Source organism: Allobosea sp. FG18 (assembly GCF_057809495.1).
Window position 1 is genome coordinate 199,582 of sequence record NZ_JBMDKB010000005.1, and the last position, 20,748, is coordinate 220,329.

General features: G+C 65.9%; 18 protein-coding genes. 13 read left to right on the top strand and 5 right to left on the bottom strand.

Going from position 1 to position 20,748, the window contains the following annotated elements; genetic code table 11:
- The first annotated feature begins 92 nt into the window (after positions 1 to 92).
- The 4 genes from ACODTJ_RS08090 to ACODTJ_RS08105 all read left to right on the top strand — a co-directional run bounded on the left by ACODTJ_RS08090 (position 93) and on the right by ACODTJ_RS08105 (position 5,069).
- Entirely contained in the window at positions 93 to 3,635 is a 3,543-nt protein-coding gene (locus ACODTJ_RS08090) for an indolepyruvate ferredoxin oxidoreductase family protein (protein WP_454654674.1), read from the top strand.
- A 90-nt stretch (positions 3,636 to 3,725) separates the two neighbouring features.
- Positions 3,726 to 4,400, top strand: coding sequence for a Crp/Fnr family transcriptional regulator (locus ACODTJ_RS08095; RefSeq protein ID WP_454654673.1), 675 nt, complete (start codon positions 3,726 to 3,728; stop codon positions 4,398 to 4,400).
- 77 nt (positions 4,401 to 4,477) lie between these two features.
- Positions 4,478 to 4,684, top strand: coding sequence for a hypothetical protein (locus ACODTJ_RS08100; protein ID WP_454654672.1), 207 nt, complete (start codon positions 4,478 to 4,480; stop codon positions 4,682 to 4,684).
- A gap of 79 nt (positions 4,685 to 4,763) precedes the next feature.
- A complete protein-coding gene (locus tag ACODTJ_RS08105; protein WP_454654670.1) occupies positions 4,764 to 5,069 on the top strand; it encodes a hypothetical protein in 306 nt (101 codons plus the stop codon).
- 89 nt (positions 5,070 to 5,158) lie between these two features.
- On the opposite strand, the gene ACODTJ_RS08110 is transcribed toward ACODTJ_RS08105, so the two are convergent.
- The gene (locus ACODTJ_RS08110) at positions 5,159 to 5,557 is read right to left on the bottom strand and encodes a VOC family protein (RefSeq protein WP_454654669.1); all 399 of its coding nucleotides are present in this window, start codon (positions 5,555 to 5,557) and stop codon (positions 5,159 to 5,161) included.
- A 270-nt stretch (positions 5,558 to 5,827) separates the two neighbouring features.
- Here ACODTJ_RS08110 and ACODTJ_RS08115 point away from each other — a divergent pair, with 270 nt between their 5' ends.
- The 7 genes from ACODTJ_RS08115 (at position 5,828) to ACODTJ_RS08145 (ending at position 14,544) form a co-directional block, all read left to right on the top strand.
- Complete coding sequence (locus ACODTJ_RS08115; RefSeq protein WP_454658926.1) at positions 5,828 to 7,813, top strand: AMP-dependent synthetase/ligase; 1,986 nt, start codon at positions 5,828 to 5,830, stop codon at positions 7,811 to 7,813.
- 11 nt (positions 7,814 to 7,824) lie between these two features.
- The gene (locus ACODTJ_RS08120; RefSeq protein WP_454658925.1) at positions 7,825 to 8,625 is read left to right on the top strand and encodes an ABC transporter ATP-binding protein; all 801 of its coding nucleotides are present in this window, start codon (positions 7,825 to 7,827) and stop codon (positions 8,623 to 8,625) included.
- Positions 8,626 to 8,797: 172 nt separating this feature from the next.
- The gene (locus tag ACODTJ_RS08125) at positions 8,798 to 9,712 is read left to right on the top strand and encodes a branched-chain amino acid ABC transporter permease (protein WP_454658924.1); all 915 of its coding nucleotides are present in this window, start codon (positions 8,798 to 8,800) and stop codon (positions 9,710 to 9,712) included.
- A gap of 13 nt (positions 9,713 to 9,725) precedes the next feature.
- A complete protein-coding gene (locus tag ACODTJ_RS08130; protein ID WP_454654668.1) occupies positions 9,726 to 10,805 on the top strand; it encodes a branched-chain amino acid ABC transporter permease in 1,080 nt (359 codons plus the stop codon).
- Positions 10,806 to 10,909: 104 nt separating this feature from the next.
- Positions 10,910 to 12,241, top strand: a complete 1,332-nt coding sequence (locus tag ACODTJ_RS08135) for an ABC transporter substrate-binding protein (protein WP_454654666.1) — start codon at positions 10,910 to 10,912, stop codon at positions 12,239 to 12,241.
- Positions 12,242 to 12,421: 180 nt separating this feature from the next.
- A complete protein-coding gene (locus tag ACODTJ_RS08140) occupies positions 12,422 to 13,267 on the top strand; it encodes an ABC transporter ATP-binding protein (RefSeq protein ID WP_454654664.1) in 846 nt (281 codons plus the stop codon).
- Positions 13,268 to 13,311: 44 nt separating this feature from the next.
- Complete coding sequence (locus ACODTJ_RS08145) at positions 13,312 to 14,544, top strand: phenylacetate--CoA ligase family protein (protein WP_454654662.1); 1,233 nt, start codon at positions 13,312 to 13,314, stop codon at positions 14,542 to 14,544.
- Positions 14,545 to 14,553: 9 nt separating this feature from the next.
- Here ACODTJ_RS08145 and ung read toward each other — a convergent pair whose 3' ends face one another.
- Positions 14,554 to 15,252, bottom strand: a complete 699-nt coding sequence (gene ung, locus ACODTJ_RS08150; RefSeq protein WP_454654660.1) for a uracil-DNA glycosylase — start codon at positions 15,250 to 15,252, stop codon at positions 14,554 to 14,556.
- A complete protein-coding gene (locus tag ACODTJ_RS08155) occupies positions 15,249 to 16,769 on the bottom strand; it encodes a bifunctional metallophosphatase/5'-nucleotidase (RefSeq protein WP_454654659.1) in 1,521 nt (506 codons plus the stop codon). Before ACODTJ_RS08155 ends, ung begins: the two co-directional genes overlap by 4 nt.
- A gap of 184 nt (positions 16,770 to 16,953) precedes the next feature.
- Between ACODTJ_RS08155 and hemH the strand changes: the two genes are divergently transcribed.
- The gene (gene hemH, locus ACODTJ_RS08160) at positions 16,954 to 18,018 is read left to right on the top strand and encodes a ferrochelatase (RefSeq protein ID WP_454654657.1); all 1,065 of its coding nucleotides are present in this window, start codon (positions 16,954 to 16,956) and stop codon (positions 18,016 to 18,018) included.
- Positions 18,019 to 18,126: 108 nt separating this feature from the next.
- On the opposite strand, the gene ACODTJ_RS08165 is transcribed toward hemH, so the two are convergent.
- Positions 18,127 to 18,807, bottom strand: coding sequence for an alpha/beta fold hydrolase (locus tag ACODTJ_RS08165; protein WP_454654656.1), 681 nt, complete (start codon positions 18,805 to 18,807; stop codon positions 18,127 to 18,129).
- Between the two features lie 255 nt (positions 18,808 to 19,062).
- Here ACODTJ_RS08165 and ACODTJ_RS08170 point away from each other — a divergent pair, with 255 nt between their 5' ends.
- Entirely contained in the window at positions 19,063 to 19,560 is a 498-nt protein-coding gene (locus tag ACODTJ_RS08170; RefSeq protein ID WP_454654654.1) for a MarR family winged helix-turn-helix transcriptional regulator, read from the top strand.
- A gap of 240 nt (positions 19,561 to 19,800) precedes the next feature.
- On the opposite strand, the gene ACODTJ_RS08175 is transcribed toward ACODTJ_RS08170, so the two are convergent.
- Positions 19,801 to 20,514: an orotate phosphoribosyltransferase gene (locus ACODTJ_RS08175; protein ID WP_454654653.1), complete on the bottom strand. Its 714-nt coding sequence runs from the start codon at positions 20,512 to 20,514 to the stop codon at positions 19,801 to 19,803.
- Positions 20,515 to 20,748: the final 234 nt, after the last annotated feature.

Genomic DNA, 20,748 nt, shown 5'->3' on the forward strand with positions numbered 1-20,748 from the left:
CAGCCTTGCTGACATATTCGCCGCGAAGACGGTGACACATGAGGCCGGACCTACCGGCCCGTCGGCGGGAACGACGATCCGGGAGGCCGAACATGGCCGAGACACCACGGAAATCCGGCACCGAGGCAGGGGCGCTGCGGAGCGTCGCGCTCGATGACAAATACGATCTCGGCAAGAGCGAGGTCTTTCTCACCGGCACGCAGGCCGTCGCCCGCATGCTGCTGATGCAGCGCGAACGCGATCGGCAGGCCGGGCTCGACACCGCCGGCTTCGTCTCCGGTTATCGCGGCTCCCCGCTCGGCGGGCTCGACCAGCAGCTGATGCGGGCGTCCAAGCCCCTCAAGGCCGCGAACATCGTCTTCCAGCCCGGCCTCAACGAGGACCTAGCCGCGACCGCGATCTGGGGCACGCAGCAGGCGGGCCTGAGCGGCGAGGGCAAGCACGACGGCGTCTTCGCGCTCTGGTACGGCAAGGGACCGGGCGTCGATCGCTCCGGCGACGTCTTCCGCCACGGCAACATGGCCGGCACCGATCCGAAGGGCGGCGTGATCTGCCTGATGGGCGACGATCACACCGCGGAATCCTCGACCAACGCCCACCAGACCGAATTCGTCCTCGTCGACCGGATGATGCCAATCCTCAACCCGGCCGGCGTGCAGGAGATCATCGATTACGGCCTGCACGGCATCGCGCTCTCGCGCTTCGCCTCGGTCTGGGTCGGCATCAAATGCGTCAAGGACAACATCGAATCGACGGCCTCCGTCGACGGCTCGCTCGACCGTGTCACCATCGTCACGCCGACCGACTACTCCTTGCCGCTCGGCGGCCTCGCCATCCGCCGCGAGCTCGATTTCGTCGAGCAGGAACGCCGGATGCATCTCTACAAGCGCGATGCGATGCTGGCCTATCTGCGCGCCAACAAGCTGAACCGCATCGTCACCCAGGGCGGGAAGAAGCCGCGCATCGGCATCGCCACCGTCGGCAAATCCTATCTCGACGTGCAGCAGGCGCTCGCCGATCTCGGCATCGACGAGGTCCGCGCCAATGATTTGGGCATCCGCCTGTTCAAGCTGGCCTGCCCCTGGCCGATTGATCCGGCCGAGCTGAAATCCTTCGCTAGAGGACTCGACCTGATCATGGTGGTCGAGGAGAAGCGCTCGCTGATCGAGGTCCAGGTCCGCGAGGAGCTCTATGGCGCCAAGCACCAGCCGATGGTGATCGGCAAGAAGGACGAAAACGGCGACTGGCTCTTTCCGGTCCATGGCGCGCTCGATCCCAACGACATCGCGATCGCGCTCGCCGGCCGCTTGCTGCAATACCGCGACGATCCGGCCTTGCGCACACGGCTGGAGGAAATCGCTGCGGCGCAAGGCCGCCTCGCCGAAGCCCAGGAGATCGCGCGGCGCACGCCCTATTTCTGCTCGGGCTGCCCGCATAACTCCTCGACCGTCGTGCCCGAGGGTTCGCGCGCCTATGCCGGCATCGGCTGCCATTACATGGTACAGTGGATGGACCGCGACACCGCCGGCTTCACCCAAATGGGCGGCGAGGGCGCGAACTGGGTCGGCGAGGCGCCGTTCTCGAAGCGCGGCCACGTCTTCCAGAATCTCGGCGACGGCACCTATACCCATTCCGGCTCGCTCGCGATCCGCTGGGCTGTCGCGAGCGGCGTCACCCTCACCTACAAGCTGCTCTACAACGACGCCGTCGCCATGACCGGCGGCCAGCAGGCCGAGGGTCATCTCTCACCCGACCAGATGGCGCGGCAGGTCGCGGCCGAGGGGGTGCAGCGCATCGCCGTCGTCAGCGACGACCCCGGCAAATATCCGCCCGGCACGCAATGGCCGGCCGGCACGACGCTGCACCACCGCGACGATCTCGACACCGTCCAGCGCGAACTGGCTACGGTCTCCGGCGTCTCGCTGCTGCTCTATGACCAGACCTGCGCCACCGAGAAGCGCCGCCGGCGCAAGCGGGGCGCTTATCCCGATCCCGACAAGCGCGTGATCGTCAATGAGCTGGTCTGCGAGGGCTGCGGCGATTGCGGCGTGCAGTCGAACTGCGTCTCGGTCCAGCCGCTGGAGACCGAATTCGGCCGCAAGCGCCAGATCGACCAGTCGAACTGCAACAAGGATTTTTCCTGCGTGAAGGGCTTTTGCCCGTCCTTCGTCACGGTCCATGGCGCCAAGCCGAAGAAAGCCGATCCGCTCCGGCTCGATGCTGCTGCGTTCGGCGACAGCGAACTGCCCGAGCCGATCGTGCCGGCGCTCGATCGCAGCTTCGCGGTGATCGTCACCGGCGTCGGCGGCACCGGCGTCGTCACCATCGGCGCCATCCTCGGCATGGCCGCGCATCTCGAAGGCAAGGGCTGCGGCATGATCGACATGGCCGGCCTCGCCCAGAAGGGCGGCGCGGTCTTCAGCCATGTCAAGCTCGCCCCGCATCCCAACGATATCCACGCGATCCGCGTCACGGCGGGACAGGCCGATCTCGTGCTCGGCTGCGACTTGACCGTCACCGGCTCGAAGAAGGTTCTGGGCGCGATCCGGCCCGAGCGCGGCACCGTCATCGTCAACACGGCCGAGAGCCTGCCCGGCGATTTCACCCGCAACGCCGATTTCTCGCTGCCGACCGAGCGCCTGAAACGCGCGATCCTTTCGGCCGCCGGCCGGGAGCAGACGCATTTCATCGATGCGACCGCGGCTGCGGTCGCCTTCCTCGGCAATGCCATCGCCGCCAACATGTTCATGCTCGGCCATGCCTGGCAGCTCGGCGCGGTGCCACTCTCGCGCGATGCGCTGCTCAAGGCGATCGAGCTCAACGGCGAAGCCGTCGCCATGAACAAGCAGGCCTTCGAACTCGGCCGCCGCGCCGCGCATGACCCGCAAGCGCTGGCCGGCCTCCTCTCGCAGAGCAAGGCAGCGACGCCGGCCCGCCAACTCTCGCAGACGCTGGAGGAAATCATCGAACGCCGCGTCGCCTTCCTCACTGCCTATCAGAACGCAGCCTATGCGGCGCGCTACCGCCACCTCGTCGCCCGCGTGCAGACGCGGGAAGCGGCGGTGATGCCCGGCCAGAGTGCGCTGAGCGAGGCCGTCGCCCGCAACCTCTTCAAGCTGATGGCCTACAAGGACGAATACGAGGTCGCCCGGCTCTACAGCGACGGCGCCTTCCGCAAGCAGATCGCTGCCACCTTCGAGGCCGAAGCCGGCGACGGGAAGCCCTTGCGCTATGAATTCCATCTCGCCCCGCCGCTGCTGGCCCGGCGCGATCCGAATACCGGCCTGCCGCGCAAGATGAGCTTCGGTCCGTGGATGATGGGCGCCTTCTCCGCGCTGGCAAAGCTCAAGGGCCTGCGCGGCACCGCCTTGGACCTCTTCGGCTACACGCAGGAACGCCGCACGGAGCGCCGGCTGATCGCGGATTACGAGGCGCTGCTGAACGAGCTGCTGTCGAAGCTCTCGCCGGAGAACCACGCTCTCTGCGTGGCGCTGGCCGCAATCCCGGAGAAGATCCGCGGCTTCGGCCACGTCAAGGAGCGGCATCTCACGGCAGCGAAGGCGGAAGAAGCGACGCTGCTGGCGCAGTTGCGCGATGGGCAGGCTTCGGCGGCGCTGCCGCAGGCTGCGGAATGAGACACGGGGCGTTCGGCGCCTTTGGTTCAACTTGAGTCTCTTCGCCGTCGCACGCCATATTGAGCCGACGCTTGGCTTCAAGGATTGCTTGTGATCACCCCCGAGGAACTGCGCGCCATCGCCTCCTGGTCCCATGATCTGTCCGAGGCCGAGTTCGAGGAGGCGCGGCGCGGCATCTCCTTCAAGAGCTACGGCAAGGGCGCCTCGATCTGCCATGTCGGCGACCGGCTCGAGGCATGGACCGGCGTGGCCGAGGGGCTGGTCAAGATGGCCACGACCTCGAAGACCGGCAAATCGGCGACCCTCGCCGGCCTGCGCGCCGGTGCCTGGTTCGGCGAGGGCACCGTGATCAAGGCCGAGGCACGTCGCTACGAACTGGTGGCGCTGCGCGAGTCGCGGATTGCCCTGATGCGGCGCTCGACCTTCCTCTGGCTGTTCGAGCACTCGGCCGCCTTCAACCGTTTCCTTGTCCACCAGTTCAACGAGCGCCTCGCCCAATTCATCTCTCTGGCCGAGACCGAGCGCACGCTCGATTCAACCGGGCGTCTCGCGCGCAATCTCGCATGGCTGTTCAACCCGATCCTCTACCCCGATCTCGGCCGCACGCTGGCGATCTCGCAGGAGGAGCTCGGCATGCTCGCGGGAATTTCCCGCCAGATGGCCAATCAGGGCCTGGCGAAGCTCGCCGATCTCGGCCTGATCGAGCTCGGCCATGGCAGCGTCACCATCCGCGACCTCGACCGACTCGCCCGCTACGAAGGGTGAAGCGCGGGCCCCGGCACCAAATCGCCTCTCGCGCGTTCCTTCTTCCGAACAGCCTTGGCTGAGAAAGGACCGCCGCCATGTTTGGCCTCCTCGACCTGCTCGTAAAGCGGGTTAACGCCCAGATCGTCGAATACGCCGCCGCGCAGTCGGATATCGCCCGGCGCCTGTCGGAAAGCTGGTGCGTTTCCCTCCAGCCATACCAGCCCGCGAAAGTCCGCGTCGCGCCCCGGAATCCCGGCACGGCGTCGGAACGTTCGTCCACACAGCGGCGCCGTCAAACATGAACGGCAGCCAACACCCGCGTTCAGATTGCAGTGTGCCGGAACATGCTCTGATGACGCGCGTCGAACGAAGGAGACGACCATGCATGGAATTCTGATGGCCGCCGGCCTTGCCCTCGCCGCGATCGCCGCAGCCCCTGCCGCAGCCGCGCCCGTGACGCTCCCGCAGGCCGAGGCTCTCGATCGCCTGCCCGCCGAATACACCCGCCACAACCGCGAGCACCGCATGTGGGAGATCGAGCGCAACATGGAGCGGCAGGAGCGATATGGCCGCCATCGCTACGGCCGCGACTATGATCGTGGTTACGGCTATGGCCGCCGCCACGGTGGCCCGCCGCCCTGGGCGCCCGCCCATGGCTATCGGCGTAACCACTACGAGCGCTTCTGAAAGGCGCGCCACGATTCAGCGGCCCACCATCCCCCGGATGGTGGGCCTTTCTGCATCTCCGGCAGAGGCTTCCGTCACGGCAAAGGCGGCTACTCCGGTTCGTTGAACACCGCCTCGATCGCATGACCGTCGGGATCGACCACGAAAGCCGCGTAGTAATGCGGCCCGTAATGCGCGCGCAGGCCCGGCGCGCCATTGTCGCGCCCGCCATGTCGAAGCGCGGCCTCATGGAACCGGTCGACACCGGCACGATCCGGCGCCGCAAAGGCGAGATGGAAGCCCGGACCTGGCGGCCGCCGTCCCTCCGGCCTCAGCTTAAGCGCGAGCTTGTCTCCGCCGCCCGGCAGGCCGTAGCCGACCGCCTGCCCCGCTTCACCCGGCCGCAGATCCGACCAGACCCTGACATAGCCGAGCGGCGCCAGCACGGCGTCGTAGAAGGCGCAGGCGCGCTCGATATCGACGACGCCGAAAGACAGATGATGCAGCATGATTCGCTCCGCCATCGACGCAGGCGCGGTCCAGCCCGCCGATTCGCTCTGCTCGATTCCTGAGGAAAATCAGCGCCGTGGCCTGAAGGGGCGCAACAAATCTGCGTGATAAGCAGACTTCGGCGGGACAATAGTCACCAAAAGGCGAATTGTCTGTCAAGCGGGTCCTTGCGAAGATAATGGCCGCCTGCAAGTCTTGCATGAGAACGAGGCCGGAAATCGGCCCGCGGAAGTCGCCACGACGCATGGCGGCTCGACAGGGAGAACGCAATCGTGGCAAGCGGCACCGCCGGCCAGGCGGATACCTTTCCGAAGTTGCTGTTGCGCAATGCACGGGAGCGCGCCTCGCGCGTCGCCTTCCGTCACAAGGATCTCGGCATCTGGCAGTCCTGGAACTGGGCCGAGGTCGCGGAGCACGTCCGCAACTTCGCCAAGGGCCTGCAGGACCTCGGCCTGAAGCGCGGCGAGAAGGTTGCGATCATCGGCCAGAACCGGCCGCGGCTCTACTGGTCGATGTGCGCGGCTCAATGGATCGGCGCGATTCCCGTCCCGGTCTATGCCGATGGCGTCGCCGAGGAGATGGCCTATGTCCTCGACCATGCCGAGGCGGTCTTCGCCGTCGTGCAGGACCAGGAGCAGGTCGACAAGCTGCTCTCGATCACCGAGCGACTGCCGCATCTCCGGCACATGCTCTATGACGAGCCCCGTGGCCTGCGCGACTACGATCACAGCAAGCTCCACGCCATCGAAACCGTGATAGCGGCAGGTGGCCGGGCGCTGAAGGACCCCAAAGTCGAGGCCGCTCTCGCCCGCGAGATGGAGCAGGGTCAGGGCTCCGATCTCGGCATCATCCTCTACACCTCCGGCACGACCGGACGGCCCAAGGGCGTGATGCTCAGCCACTACAACGTCCTGATCGCGGCCGAGATCGGCTGCGGCTTCGACGGGCTCAACGAGACCGACGAGGTCATCGCCTACCTGCCGATCGCCTGGGTCGGCGACCACGTCTTCTCCTATGCGCAGGCGATGCTGGCCGGCTTCTGCGTCAACTGCCCGGAAAGCCCGGACACGGTGATCGACGACCGCCGCGAGGTCGGCACGACCTACGCCTTCGCCCCGCCGCGCGTCTTCGAGAACATGCTGACCGTGACCATGGTGCGCATGGAGGATGCCGGCGCGCTCAAGCGCAAGATGTTCCACTATTTCCTTGACGTTGCGAAACGCTATGGCGAGCAGATCCTGAACGGCGAGAGCGTGCCGCTGAAAGGCCGGCTGCTCTACAAGCTCGGCGACTGGCTGGTCTACGGGCCCCTACGCAACCGCTTCGGCCTGACCAATATCAAGGTCGGCTACACCGCCGGCGAGGCGATCGGCCCCGAACTCTTTCGCTTCTACCGTTCGATCGGCATCAACCTGAAGCAGCTCTACGGCCAGACCGAGGCCGGGGTCTACATCACCATGCAGCCGAACGGCGAGATCAAGGCCGACACCGTCGGCAAGCCCGCGCCGATGGTCGATATCCGCATCGACGACAATGGCGAGGTGCTCTACCGCTCGCCCTCGATCTTCGGCGGCTATTACAAGGACCCCGACAAGACCGCCGAGACGATGACCGCCGACGGCTATGTCCGCTCCGGCGATGCCGGCTTCTTCGACGAAGGCGGCCATCTCAAGATCATCGACCGCGCCAAGGATGTCGGCAAGCTCGCAAATGGCGAGCTGTTCCCGCCGAAATACATCGAGAACAAGCTGAAATTCTATCCGAACATCAAGGAGGCCGTCGCCTTCGGCCAGGGCCGCGATTACGCGACCGTGGCGCTCAACATCGACCTGATCGCCGTAGGCAACTGGGCCGAGCGCAACAACGTGGTCTATGCCTCCTATCAGGAGCTCGCCGGCCACGATCTCGTCTATGACATGATCGCCAAGCATGTCGACGAGGTGAATCGCTCGCTCGCCTCCGAGCCGATGATGGGCGGCGCGCAAATCAAGCGCTTCCTGATCCTGCACAAGGAACTCGACGCCGACGATGGCGAATTGACCCGTACCCAGAAGGTCCGGCGCGGCTTCATCGCCGAGCGCTACGCCCCGCTGGTCACGGCGCTCTATGACGGCTCGGAAGCCGCCGATATCTCGACAGAAGTCACCTTCGAGGACGGCCGCAAGGGCGCGATCTCGGCACGCGTCAAGGTGCGCGACGCCAAGGTCTATCCCGTCGCCGGGCAGGAGGCGCCGTCCCCGGCGAAGGCGGCATGAACGCGGAGCCGATGAACGTGACGGGCACCCCCATCCGCGGCAAGGGCGAAGTCCTGCTCTCTGTCGAGAACATCTCGCTGCGCTTCGGCGGCGTGAAGGCGATCACCGATGTCTCCTTCGACATCCGCAAAGGCGAGATCCGCGCCATCATCGGGCCGAACGGCGCCGGCAAGACCTCGATGCTGAACTGCATCAATGGCTTCTACCAGCCGCAGGAAGGCCAGATCGTCTTCAAGGGCGAGCGCCGCGCCAAGATGCGCCCGCATCGCGCTGCCGCCGGCGGCATCGCTCGCACCTTCCAGAACGTCGCGCTGTTCAAGGGCATGTCGACGCTCGACAACATCATGACCGGCCGCACGCTCAAGATGAAGAAGGGCTTCTTCTGGCAGGCCCTGCGCCACGGCCCGGCGATGCAGGAGGAGATCGCGCATCGCCGCGTCGTCGAGGACATCATCGACTTCCTGCAGATCGAGCACATCCGCAAATTGCCGGTCGGCAAATTGCCCTACGGTTTGCAGAAGCGCGTGGAGCTTGGCCGCGCGCTCGCCATGGAGCCGGAGCTCCTGCTGCTCGACGAGCCGATGGCCGGCATGAACCTCGAGGAGAAGGAGGACATGTGCCGCTTCATCCTCGACGTGAACAACCAGTTCGGCACCACGATTGCGCTGATCGAGCACGACATGGGGGTGGTGATGGACCTGTCCGATCGCGTCGTCGTGCTCGAATACGGCCGCAAGATCGCCGACGGCACGCCGGAAGAGGTCAAGGCCGACCAGCGCGTCATCGATGCCTATCTCGGCGTGGCACATTGAGGAGCGTGGAGACATGAGCGACATCGCCACCCGCCCCGCCCCGAACCTCCTGGCCAACCCACTGGTCAAGGCCGGTCTGATCGTCGCAGCCGTCATTGCGGCGCTCGCGATCGGCGTCCGGCTCGACCCCACCAACACGCTCTACGCCATCTTCGTCGATCCGTTCCAGCAGATGGTCCAAGCGCCCGACCTGCTGGTGCAGACAGTCTGGGAAGGGCTCGTCTCCGGCGTGCTCTATGCGCTGATCGCGCTCGGCTTCGTACTGATCTTCAAGGCCTCCGGCGTGTTCAACTTCGCCCAGGGCATCATGGTGGTGTTCGCGGCGCTGACGCTGGTCGGCCTCTACGAGAAGGGCGTTCCGGCCTTCCTCGCGGTCATCCTGACGCTCGGCGTGATGTTCGCGCTCGCCGTCACCATCGAGCGCGTGGTGCTGCGCCCGCTGGTCAACCAGCCCGACATCATCCTGTTCATGGCGACCTTCGGCATCACCTATTTCCTGATCGGCTTCGGTGAATCGCTCTTCGGCGGCAATCCCAAGCAGATGATCGCGGAGCAGCTCTATCTGCCCAAGGGCGCGGTCGACCTGCAGATCCTCGGCGGACTGGTGTCCTTGCAGAAGATCGACATCGCCGCCGCCGTCATCGCCTCGCTGATGATCGCCGCGCTCGCCGCCTTCTTCCAGTACACCCGCATCGGAAGGGCTCTGCGCGCCGTCGCCGACAGCCACAAAGCCGCGCTCTCGGTCGGCATCTCGCTCAACCAGATCTGGGTGATCGTCTGGTTCACCGCCGGCATCGTCGCGCTGATTACCGGCATCATGTGGGGCGCCCGCTCGGACGTCTCCTTCGCGCTGGAGATCGTGGCGCTGAAAGCGCTCCCGGTGCTGATCCTCGGCGGCTTCACCTCGATCCCCGGCGCCATCGTCGGCGGCCTCATCATCGGCATCGGCGAGAAGCTCGGCGAGTTCTACTGGGGCCCGCTGATCGGCGGCGGCATCGAGAGCTGGCTCGCTTATTTCATCGCCCTGGGCTTCCTGCTGTTCCGGCCGCAGGGCCTGTTCGGCGACAAGATCATCGAACGTATCTGAGGAGCCGGACGACATGCTCTACCGCGAGGCCGGCCAATACAAATCCAGCTACTCTGCCGACATGGCGGTCTTCCCGCTCAAGGAGGACCGGATCGGCATTGCCGTCATCCTGGCGATCGCGCTGGTCGCGATCCCCTTCCTCGGCAGCGACTTCTTCATCGCCTCGGTGATGATCCCATTCCTGATCTTCTCGCTGGCGGCGATCGGGCTCAACATCCTCACCGGCTATACCGGGCTGATCTCGCTCGGCACCGCCGCCTTCATGGGTGTCGGCGCCTATAGCTGCTACAAGCTCACCACCTTCTTCCCGGGCGTGAACATCATCGTCCTGATCCTCGTCTCGGGGCTGTTCTCGGCCGGCATCGGCGTGCTCTTCGGCCTGCCCTCGCTGCGCATCAAGGGCTTCTATCTCGCCGTCGCGACGCTCGCCGCGCAATTCTTCCTGCAATGGGCCTTCGTGCGCGTGCCCTGGCTGTTCAACTACAACGCCTCGGGCGCGATCGAGGTGCCGCAGCGCACACTCTTCGACATTCCCCTGACCGGCGCGTCCGCAACCCCGGAGACCCGCTATTTCGTCTGCCTCGGCCTCGTCGTGGTGCTGACCTGGTTCGCCTCCAACATCGTCCACGGCAAGCTCGGCCGTTCCTGGATGGCGGTGCGCGACATGGACATCGCCGCCGAGCTGATGGGCATCAAGCTGCTCAACGCCAAGCTCGCCGCCTTCGCCGTCTCCTCCTATTTCTGCGGCGTCGCCGGCGCGATGATGATCTTCCTCTGGTACGGCGGCGGCGAGGCGGCGGACGTGTTCTCGATCCGCCTGTCCTTCAACATCCTGTTCATGGTCATCATCGGCGGCCTTGGCTCCCTGATCGGCTCCTTCTTCGGCGCGGCCTTCCTTTCGATCCTGCCGACGGCGCTGAAATTCGGGCTTCCGGCGCTCGGCGTGCCGATTGCCGGCGCGGCCGCCGAGCACGTCACCTTCATGCTGGTCGGCGCGCTGATCATCATCTTCCTGATCGTCGAGCCGCACGGCCTCGCCCGGCTCTGGCAGATCGGGAAGCAGAAATTGCGGACGTGGCCCTTCCCGTACTGAGGTTGCGGGACGAGCCCAAGAAACGACCGGCGACACTGAAGCGCCGGCGGATAAAGACCGATCCGACAGCAGTCTGGTCGGGAGGAAACGAACGGAGGAAGTCCATGAAGACCAGCAATCTGTTGAAGGGTGCCGCGCTCGGAGCCTTGTTGGCGTCAACGGCGGCCATCGCGCCGGCCACGGCGCAGGACAGCGTCTACATCGCCAACAACGCCTATCGCACCGGGCCCTTCTCGGGCTCCGGCATCCCGATCGGCGACGGCATGCGCGACTACATGACAATGATCAACGAGCGCGACGGCGGCGTGAACGGCGTCAAGATCAACTTCGAGGAGTGCGAGACCGGCTACGACACCAAGAAGTCGATCGAGTGCTACGAGCAGGCCAAGTCGAAGAACACGATCGTCTACTCGCCCTGGTCGACCGGCGCGACGCTGGCCGCGATCCCGCGCGCCCATGTCGACAAGATTCCGATCCTGTCGATGGCCTATGGCCTCTCGGCCTCGGCCGACGGCACCAGCTTCCCCTGGGTCTTCATCCCGCCGCTGACCTATTGGGACGGCGCCTCGTTGATGGTGAAGCACATGGCGGCCGAACTCGGCGGCATGGACAAGCTCAAGGGCAAGAAGCTCGGCCTGATCCATCTCGACGCGCCCTTCGGCAAGGAGCCGATCCCGGTGCTCGAGAACCTCGCGAAGAAATACGGCTTCGAGGTGAAGCTCTATCCCGTCGCCGCCGCCGACATGCAGAACCAGGGCTCGCTCTGGCTCTCGATCCGTCGCGACCGGCCGGACTTCCTCTACAACCAGGGCTGGGGTGCGATGAACCCGACTGCGGTCAAGGAGGCGATCAAGAACAACTTCCCGGTCGGCAAGCTGGTCGGCGTCTGGTGGGCCGGCGGCGACGACGATGCTCGTGCGGGCGGCCCCGAGGCCAAGGGTTACAAGTCGCTGAACTTCAACGCCGCGGGCCAGAACTTCCCCGTGATCCAGGACATCATCAAGCATGTCGTGGAAAAGGGTAAGAGCCTGGCGCCGAAGGAGAAGGTCGGCGAGAATCTCTATAATCGCGGCGTCTACAACTCGATGCTGATCGTCGAGGCGATGCGCACCGCCCAGAAGCTGACCGGCAAGAAGGTCATCAACGCCGAGGACATGCGCCGTGGCTTCGAGAGCCTGAACGTCGACGAGGCGCGCCTCAAGGAAATCGGTATGGCGGGCTTCGCCTCGCCGGTGAAGATCGGCTGCACCGACCATTCCGGCCACCACAAGGCCTATGTCGCCGAGTGGGACGGCACCAAGTGGACCCAGAAGGGCGACTGGATCGAACCGCTCAAGGACGAAGTCCGGCCGCTGATCGAGGCCAACGCCAAGGACTATGTCGAGAAGGCCGGCAACTGGCCGAAGCGCACCGAGTCCTGCGAGAAGTCGTCCTGATCTGACGGCAGCCGGCGGCGGTCACCGCCGCCGCTCTTCCTTCTCCCCTCGGGGGAGAAGGTGTCTGCGAAGCAGACGGATGAGGGCAGACCTGCTCAGCTCTCATCCGTCATTTCCCTCATCCGACCCGGCTGACGCCGGGCCACCTTCTCCCCCGAGGGGAGAAGGAAGGAGCGTGAGATGTCGACCGCCACCCTCGAAAAACAGGCCGCTGTGACCGCGAGCGACACCATCCTGTCGCTCAACAATATCGAGGTCATCTACGACCATGTCGTGCTGGTGCTGAAGGGCGTTTCGCTCACCGTGCCGCGCGCCGGCATCGTCGCGATCCTCGGCGCCAACGGCGCCGGTAAGACCACGACGCTGAAGGCGATCTCCAACCTGCTCAAGGCCGAGCGCGGCGAGGTCACCAAGGGCTCGATCGTCTTCGACGGCGAGCGCGTCGACAAGATGTCCCCGAACGAGCTCGTCCGGCGCGGCTGCATCCAGGTCATGGAAGGCCGGCACTGTTTCGGCCATCTCTCGATCGAGGAGAACCTTCTGACCGGCGCCTTCACCCGCCGCGACGGCAATGCCGCGATCAAGCGTGATCTTGAGAAGATCTACACCCTGTTCCCGCGCCTGAAGCAGCGTCGCTCGTCGCAGGCGGGCTACACCTCCGGCGGCGAGCAGCAGATGTGCGCCATCGGCAGGGCGATGATGTCGAACCCCAAGATGATCCTGCTCGACGAGCCCTCGATGGGCCTCGCCCCGCAGATCGTCGAGGAGATCTTCGAGATCGTGCGCCAGCTCAATGCCGACGAAGGCGTCTCCTTCCTCGTTGCCGAGCAGAACACCAACATGGCGCTGCGCTACGCGACCTACGGCTACATCATGGAGACCGGCCGCGTCGTCATGGACGGCGAGGCGAAGATGCTACGCGAGAACGAGGACGTGAAGGAATTCTATCTCGGCGTCGCCGAGGGCAACAAGAAATCCTTCCGCGAGGTGAAGAGCTACAAGCGCCGCAAGCGCTGGCTGTCGTGACCACAAGCGATCCGGCACCGCACCCCGACAGACGAGACCCCGCCATGACAGAGCACCACGACGCGCTCGAAACCCGTTCGCCTGCCGCGCGCGAGGCCGATCTCTTCGCTCGCCTGCCGGCCGTGCTCGCGGCGGCCTTGAAGGCGCCGACCTATGCCACCAGGCTTGCCGGCATCGACCCCGCCGCGATCACCGACCGCAAGGCGCTGGCCAGCCTCCCGATCCTGCGCAAGGCGGAGCTGCCCGCGCTTCAGAAGGCCGCCCTGCCCTTCGGCGGCTTCGTCGCGGTGGCGCCTGGCTCCTTCGGCCGGCTCTTCACCTCTCCCGGCCCGATCTTCGAGCCTGAAGGCACCGCGACCGACGCCTGGGGCGCTGCGCGCGGCCTCTATGCCGCCGGCTTCCGGCCGGGCGACATCGTGCTGAACACGCTGAGCTATCACCTGACGCCCGGCGGGTTCATCCTGGATTCCGCCGCCCGTGCGCTGCATTGCGCCGTGATCCCGGCTGGCCCCGGCAATACCGAGCAGCAGATGGAGGTGATCTCCGCCTATCGGCCGAGCGCCTATGTCGGCACGCCCGATTTCCTGAAGATCCTGATCGAGGCAGCCGAGACGCGCGGCGTCGACATCTCCTCGATCAAGCGCGCGGTGGTCTCCGGCGCCGCCTTTCCGCCCTCGCTGCAGGCCTGGGTCAGGGAGCGCGGCATCGACGCCTACCAGCTCTACGCCACCGCCGATGTCGGCGTCATCGCCTACGAGACCTCGGCACGCGAAGGCATGGTGCTGAACGAGAACCTGATCGTCGAGATCGTCCGGCCGGGCACCGGCGATCCGGTTCCCGAAGGCGAGGTCGGCGAGGTCGTGATCACCAATCTCGACCCGCATCACCCGCAGATCAGGCTCGCCGTCGGCGATCTCACCGCCGTCCTGTCAGGCCAAAGCGCCTGCGGACGCAGCAACACCCGAATCAAGGGCTGGATGGGCCGCGCCGACCAGACCGCCAAGGTCAAGGGCATGTTCGTGCGGCCCGAGCAGGTCGCCGAGATCGCCAAGCGCCATGTCGAGATCGCAAAGCTCCGCCTCGTCGTCGGCCGCGCCAACGAGACCGATACGATGACGCTGAAGGCCGAGATCTACGCCGAGCCTGCCGGCTTCGTCGATGCGGTGTCCTCGACCTTGCAGCAGGTGACCAAGCTGAAGGGCGCAGTCGAGATCCTGCCGCTCGGCGCGTTGCCGAACGACGGCAAGGTCATTGCCGACGAACGGCCGGTGGGGTGACGTCGCGCATCACCACGCGATCGGCTTCTCGCCCCGCTCTTCCAACCAGACATTCGCGCGGCTGAACGGCTTCGAGCCGAAGAAGCCCCGCCGCGCCGACAGCGGCGAGGGGTGGGCGCTGGCGATGACCAGATGCCGGCTCTCGTCGATCAGAGGCCGCTTCGTCTGCGCCGGATTGCCCCAGAGCAGGAAAACGACATGCGGCCGCTGGCGCGAGACCGCCGCGATCACCGCATCGGTCACCGCCCCCCAGCCGAGCGAGAGATGCGAGCCGGCCTTGCTCGCCCCTTCTCGCACCGTCAGCGCGGTGTTGAGCAGCAGCACGCCCTGCTTCGCCCAGCGGGTCAGATCGCCATCGGCTGGCGCGAACTCCGCCAGGTCCTCCGCCCGCTCCTTGTAGATGTTGACGAGGGAGCGCGGCAACGGCGGCGGGCCGACATAGGAGAAGGCGAGCCCGTTGGCATGGCCCGGCGTCGGATAGGGGTCCTGTCCGAGGATGACCGCCCTGACCGTCTCGAGCGGCGTGAGTGCCAGTGCAGCGAAGACCCGCTCGGGAACCGGCGCCACGACATGCCCGGCCATCCGCTCGGCATCGACGGCGGCGCAGGCGCGCGCGGCAGCCCCGCCCGACACAAAAACCGGTAGCTCGCGCCAACCCTTCGAGTTCCCGCTTGCCAGGAAGGCTGCGAGCGCCTCGCTGCAACTCACTTCAGGACCGCCCGGCCCTCGACCTTGGCATCGACCGTGCCGAGCCTGCGGACATAGACCATCACTTCATTGGCCATGAGCTTGCCGTCGGTGAGGCCGACCAGCGTCCGGCCACGGCCGAGCGCCGCATAGCCGTCACCGCCCTCCAGCATGAAGTTGTTGGAGGCCACGGTATACTTGGCCGCAGGGTCGATCGGCTTGCCGTCGACTGTGATCGCGGTGACGCGCGAACCCTGCGGTTGCTTGAGATCGGCCTCGAACTTCAGCCCCGACACCACCGGGAAGCGCCCGGCGCCCTGCGGTGCATCGCGCAAGCCGTTCTCGATCGCATCCTTCACGTCCTTGCCGGTGATCTCGACCATCACGGTGGCATTGCCGAAGGGCAACTCGCTCAGCACGTCGCGGCGCGTCAGCTTCTGCCCGGCGGCATATTGCTTGTTGGCGCGGATGCCGCCGGCATTGGTGATGGCGAGCTGGGCGCCGGTCGCGGCGCGGATCGCATCGGCGATCAGGTTGCCGATCGCGGTCTCCTGCGTGCGGATGACGCCGGTGCGGGAATCGAGCGGCGCGGCCAGCGTCGCGATATCGACGTCGAGTTCCTTCGACAGCTCGCCCTCATAGCCCTTCACGATGGCCGCGACCTCCGGATCGGGCGTCGCCGAACGGGAATCGTTGACCCGGAAGGTCGGCGTCCACGAGACCTGGCGGGCCGCGCCCTCGCCGCGAATGCTGACGGCGATGTCGATCGCGGTGACGTAATTGCCCTCCTCGTTCGACTCGACCATCACCACCTTGCCGTCATAGGCGATGGCGAGATCATGGTCGTGGCCGGTGAGCACGATATCGACCACGCGCGAACGGACGATCTCGTAGTCCATGGCCCGGTCGGCATGGACGACCGCGACGAGGATGTCGGCGCCCTGCCCCTTCAGCACCTTGGCCTCGCGGCGCAGCGCTTCCATCGTCGAGGAGAATTTCAGGTCGCCCGGAAACGAGACCTGCGGCGTCGGATCGAAGGCCGTGCCGATGACGCCGACCTTGACGCCGCCGAGTTCGAAGATCTGCGAATCCTTGTGATGCGGCAGGATGTTGCCGGCCGCGTCGCGCAGGTTGGCGGCGAAGGTCGGGTAATTCTGCGCCGCCGTCAGCTTGAGATAGTTCTCCTTGCCGAAATCGAATTCGTGATTGCCGGGCACGAAGACGTCGATGCCCATCTTGTTCTGCATCGCGACGATATGCGCGCCCTGGTCGAAGCCCGACATCAGCGAAGGCGAATAGCAATCGCCGGCATGGCAGAACAGCACCGGCACGCCCTTGGCCCGCTCGGCCTTGGCGATGCCGGCGGCGCGCGCGAAACCGCCGCGCCCCTTGTCGTCGCTCATCTTGTAGATGTCGTTGACGAGCAGCAGCGTGAAGCTCGGCGCCGGCTGCTGGGCCATCGCCACGGGCGCGGTCGCGGCAAGCGTGGCAGGCGCCGCCAGGACGCCGAGAGCCTTGCGGCGGGTGAGCTTCGTCATGCGGGCGCCCTTACGTCCTGAGAACGGCTCCAGACTAGCAAGAGCAGCGATGTGCTGACCAGAGGGGTCTCGCGACGCCATCGCTTGCAGTCAGCAGTGTCGCACCCCTGCCATTCGAGAAGCTTCAAGGCTGGACGAAAGCGCGAACTCGTCTAAATCACGACGCTGAGGAGTGCACGCGTTCATGACCGCTGACATCGCCGCAGTGTCGGCCCGTAAGGCCGCTTCCCTGCCATCCGACCATCCCAAGGTGCAATACGGCCGCATCGGCGTGCTGCTGATGAATCTCGGCACGCCGGAAGGCACCGGCTATTGGCCGATGCGTGCCTATCTCAAGGAATTCCTCTCCGACCGCCGTGTCATCGAGGAGCCCCGCTGGAAATGGTGGCCTGTCCTCAACCTGATCATCCTGTCGACCCGGCCCGGCCGGAAAGGCAAGGACTACGCCTCGATCTGGAATAACCAGCGCAACGAGGGTCCGCTCAAGACCATCACCCGCTCGCAGACCGAGCAGCTCGCTGCGCGCCTGAAGCCGCTGGCCGGCGAACGCGTCGTCTTCGACTGGGCGATGCGCTACGGCTTTCCCGATGTGAAGAGCCGGCTGAAGGCCCTGCTCGACCAGGGCTGCGACCGCATCCTCCTGGTGCCGCTCTATCCGCAATATGCCGCGCCGACCTCGGCCACCGCCTGCGACCAGGCTTTTCGCGCGCTGATGCAGATGCGCTGGCAGCCCTCGGTCCGCGTCGCCCCGCCCTATCACGACGACCCCGTCTATATCGGTGCGCTCGCCCGCTCGATGCGCGCTTCGCTGGCGAAGCTCGATTTCGCGCCCGAGGTCATCCTCTGCTCCTTCCACGGCATGCCGAAGGAATACTTGCTGAAGGGCGACCCCTATTACTGCCAGTGCGTGAAGACCTGGCGCCTGCTGCGCGCCGAGCTCGGCCTCTCCGAGGAGGAGTTCCCGCTGACCTTCCAGTCGCGCTTCGGGCCGGACGAATGGCTCCAGCCCTATACCGACGAGACGGTGAAGGCGCTCGCCCAGGCCGGAAAGAAGTCGATGGCGATCGTCGCGCCGGGCTTCTCGGCCGACTGCCTGGAGACGCTGGAGGAACTCGACGGCGAGAACCGCGAGATCTTCCTGCATAATGGCGGCGAGAAATTCGCCTATCTGCCCTGTCTCAACGATTCCCCCGAAGGCATCGACGTCATCGCCGAGGTCGTCCAGCGCGAATTGATGGGCTGGCTCTGAGCTAGCTCCCTGATGAATTCTGACGGAATCGCGCCGTCATCCCGGACAAGCGGCGCAGCCGCGCCGATCCGGGATGACGGTGGAGGTTCAGAGAAAAGTCGGCACGCTCTAACGCCCACCCACTACGAAGCGCGCGACACTCTCGGCTACGGGCCGTGCCTTCAGGATGCGGCGGTGCCCGAGACCTTCCGTCGCCTCCAGCCGGACGAACGGGCCGCTCTCGGCGAGCGCCTGCGCATGCTGGAAGCCGAGCTCGCGATCCTGCCGGTCATGGATCACCAGCGTCGGCAATCCGATCGCCTTGAGCTGGAGCGGACCTTCGAAAGCCTCGACCGGGTTTCCGGCCACGACATGGATGCGCCGTTCCAGCGCGGCCTGCCCGCGCCGCCCGAGGCCGATGGCATCGCCGAACTGCCGGGTGATCCGGGTGATCGAGGATGGCGCCGAGATCAGCACGAGCCTGTCCGCACTGACCACAGGCTGCCCCCTGACCGAACCCGCCAGCGCCGCGAGCGTGATCGCACCACCGAAGGAATGGGTGACGACCGCCTGGAACGGGCCGAACACCCGCGCCACCGCCGCAAGGCTCGCCACGCCGAGCGGAATGTTGAGCTCCCGGCCGGTCGAGGCGCCATGGCCCGGCAGGTCGAATGCGACGACCCGCAAGCCCGCCGCCAGCAGCGGCTCGACGAAACCCGCCATCGAGGCCGCATCGCCGGTCCAGCCATGGACCAGCAGCACGGTCCGTGTCGGCGCCCGCCCCTCCGGTTCGAAGACATAGGCCTGCACGCTCCCGCATGGGAAGGGAATCGCGCGCAGGCTCGCCTGCCTTAGCCTGGCCGGAAGCCCCTGTTCTCCCGTCCCACCGTTTCCGTTTCGCTTTGGCGGCCTCGGCGGGGTACAGAAGAGGCGGAAGGCCAGTCGGCCGGCCGCGCGTGGAGCCACAAAGCTCGCGGCCCGGACGAACGGGCGGATGCAACGGAGGGCGGCGGCGCTCATGGCGAAGATCCGATTTTGTTCAACGCTGAACCATTATGTTCAGCCATGAACAAAAAGCAAGAGCCTTCCGAGACGCAGACCCTGCCCTGGGACCTGCCGCGCTTCCGCAACTGGGTCTCCATCGCCCGCGCCCATAACATGTGGGAGAAGGTGCTCACCGAGTCGCTGGGTCCGCTCGGCATCCAGCTCGCGCATTACGACGTGCTCGCCAACATCTTCCACGTTCCCGGCCTCTCGCAGCAGGCGCTGGCCGAGAAGCTGCTGGTCGGGCGCAGCGCGATGAGCATGCTGCTGCCGGTGCTGGAAAAGCGCGGCCTGATCGAACGACGCAATGACGAGGCCGACCGGCGCCTGCGCCGCCTCTGGCTCACGCCTGCCGGCGAGGCGATTACCCGCAAGGCGATGGCGATCCATGTCGCCGAGATCGAGGCGATGATGCAGGTCCTCAGCGACGAGGAATGCAATGCCGCGGGCGAGGCGATGCGCCGCGTCGGCAAGGCGCTCGAGGCGCGCAGCAGCGCTGCGGCAAAGGGCACGACTTGAAGGGCGCCACTTGAAGGGCGTCATCCCGTGCGCGCTGCGGCGTGGAATGCCGCTGCGCAGACACGGGACCGTTTTCAGGAAGGGGCGCCTTCTCATGCAGGGAGGCGCCCTTTCGCTTGAAGGGTGCCTTCTCGTCGTGCGGTCCCGTGTCTGCGCAGCAGCACTCACGTGCCGCAGCGCGCACGGGAAGACACTCTACGACTTATGGAAACGTATGACACCCAGGCTCGAAGCTAGGCCTCAGGCCGGCTTCTTTTCCTCGCCGAAGGCGGAGATGCCGCCATGCTTGGCCGACCAGCTCGCCGGATCGTTCAGGAAGCTCTCGACTTCGCCCAGGATCCTCGGCTCGAAATGGCCGCTATCCTTGGCCACGGCGAGCACGTCCCACCAGGTCGTGAGATAATGCAGGTTGATGCCGATCTCGGCCATCAGCTCGCGGCTGTTCGGGAAGATGTCGTAGTAGAATAGCACGAAGCAATGCTGCACATCGGCGCCGGCATTGCGCAGCGCCTCGGCGAAATTGACCTTGCTGCGGCCGTCGGTGGCGAGATCCTCGACCAGAAGCGTGCGCGCGCCCTCGACGACCGAACCCTCGATCTGGGCATTCCGTCCAAAGCCCTTCGGCTTCTTGCGGACATACTGCATCGGCAGCGACAGGCGGTCGGAGATCCAGGCGGCGAAGGGGATGCCTGCCGTCTCGCCGCCGGCAATGATGTCGAGCGACTCGTAGCCGATGTCGCGCACGATCGTCGTCGCCGCGAAATCGATCAGCGTCGAGCGCAGGCGCGGGTAGGAGATGATCTTGCGGCAGTCGATATAGACCGGGCTCGCCCAGCCGGAGGTGAAAACGAACGGCTTGTCGCTGTAGAAGTGCACGGCCTTGATTTCGAGCAGCATCTTGGCCGCTTCGCGCGCGATCACGGCCCTGTCGGTGGGGGTGAACAGGTTGGACATGGCGCGGTGTCTCCGGGCTGAGCAGGGCCGCTCGCCGGGATACGGCAAGGGCTCAGGGGCTGGTCGAATTGGCAAACGGCCTCTTCTGATCGCCCTCGCCGGACAGGTCAATCCCTCCGCAGGGCGATTTTCACCACGGCCAGCAGCCGTGTTCGGCAGCACCCGCGCCTCCAACCGCTGCTCAGGCGGCAAGTTGGCCGCGGCGTTGCCGAAAAACGACCGTTGCAGTGTTTC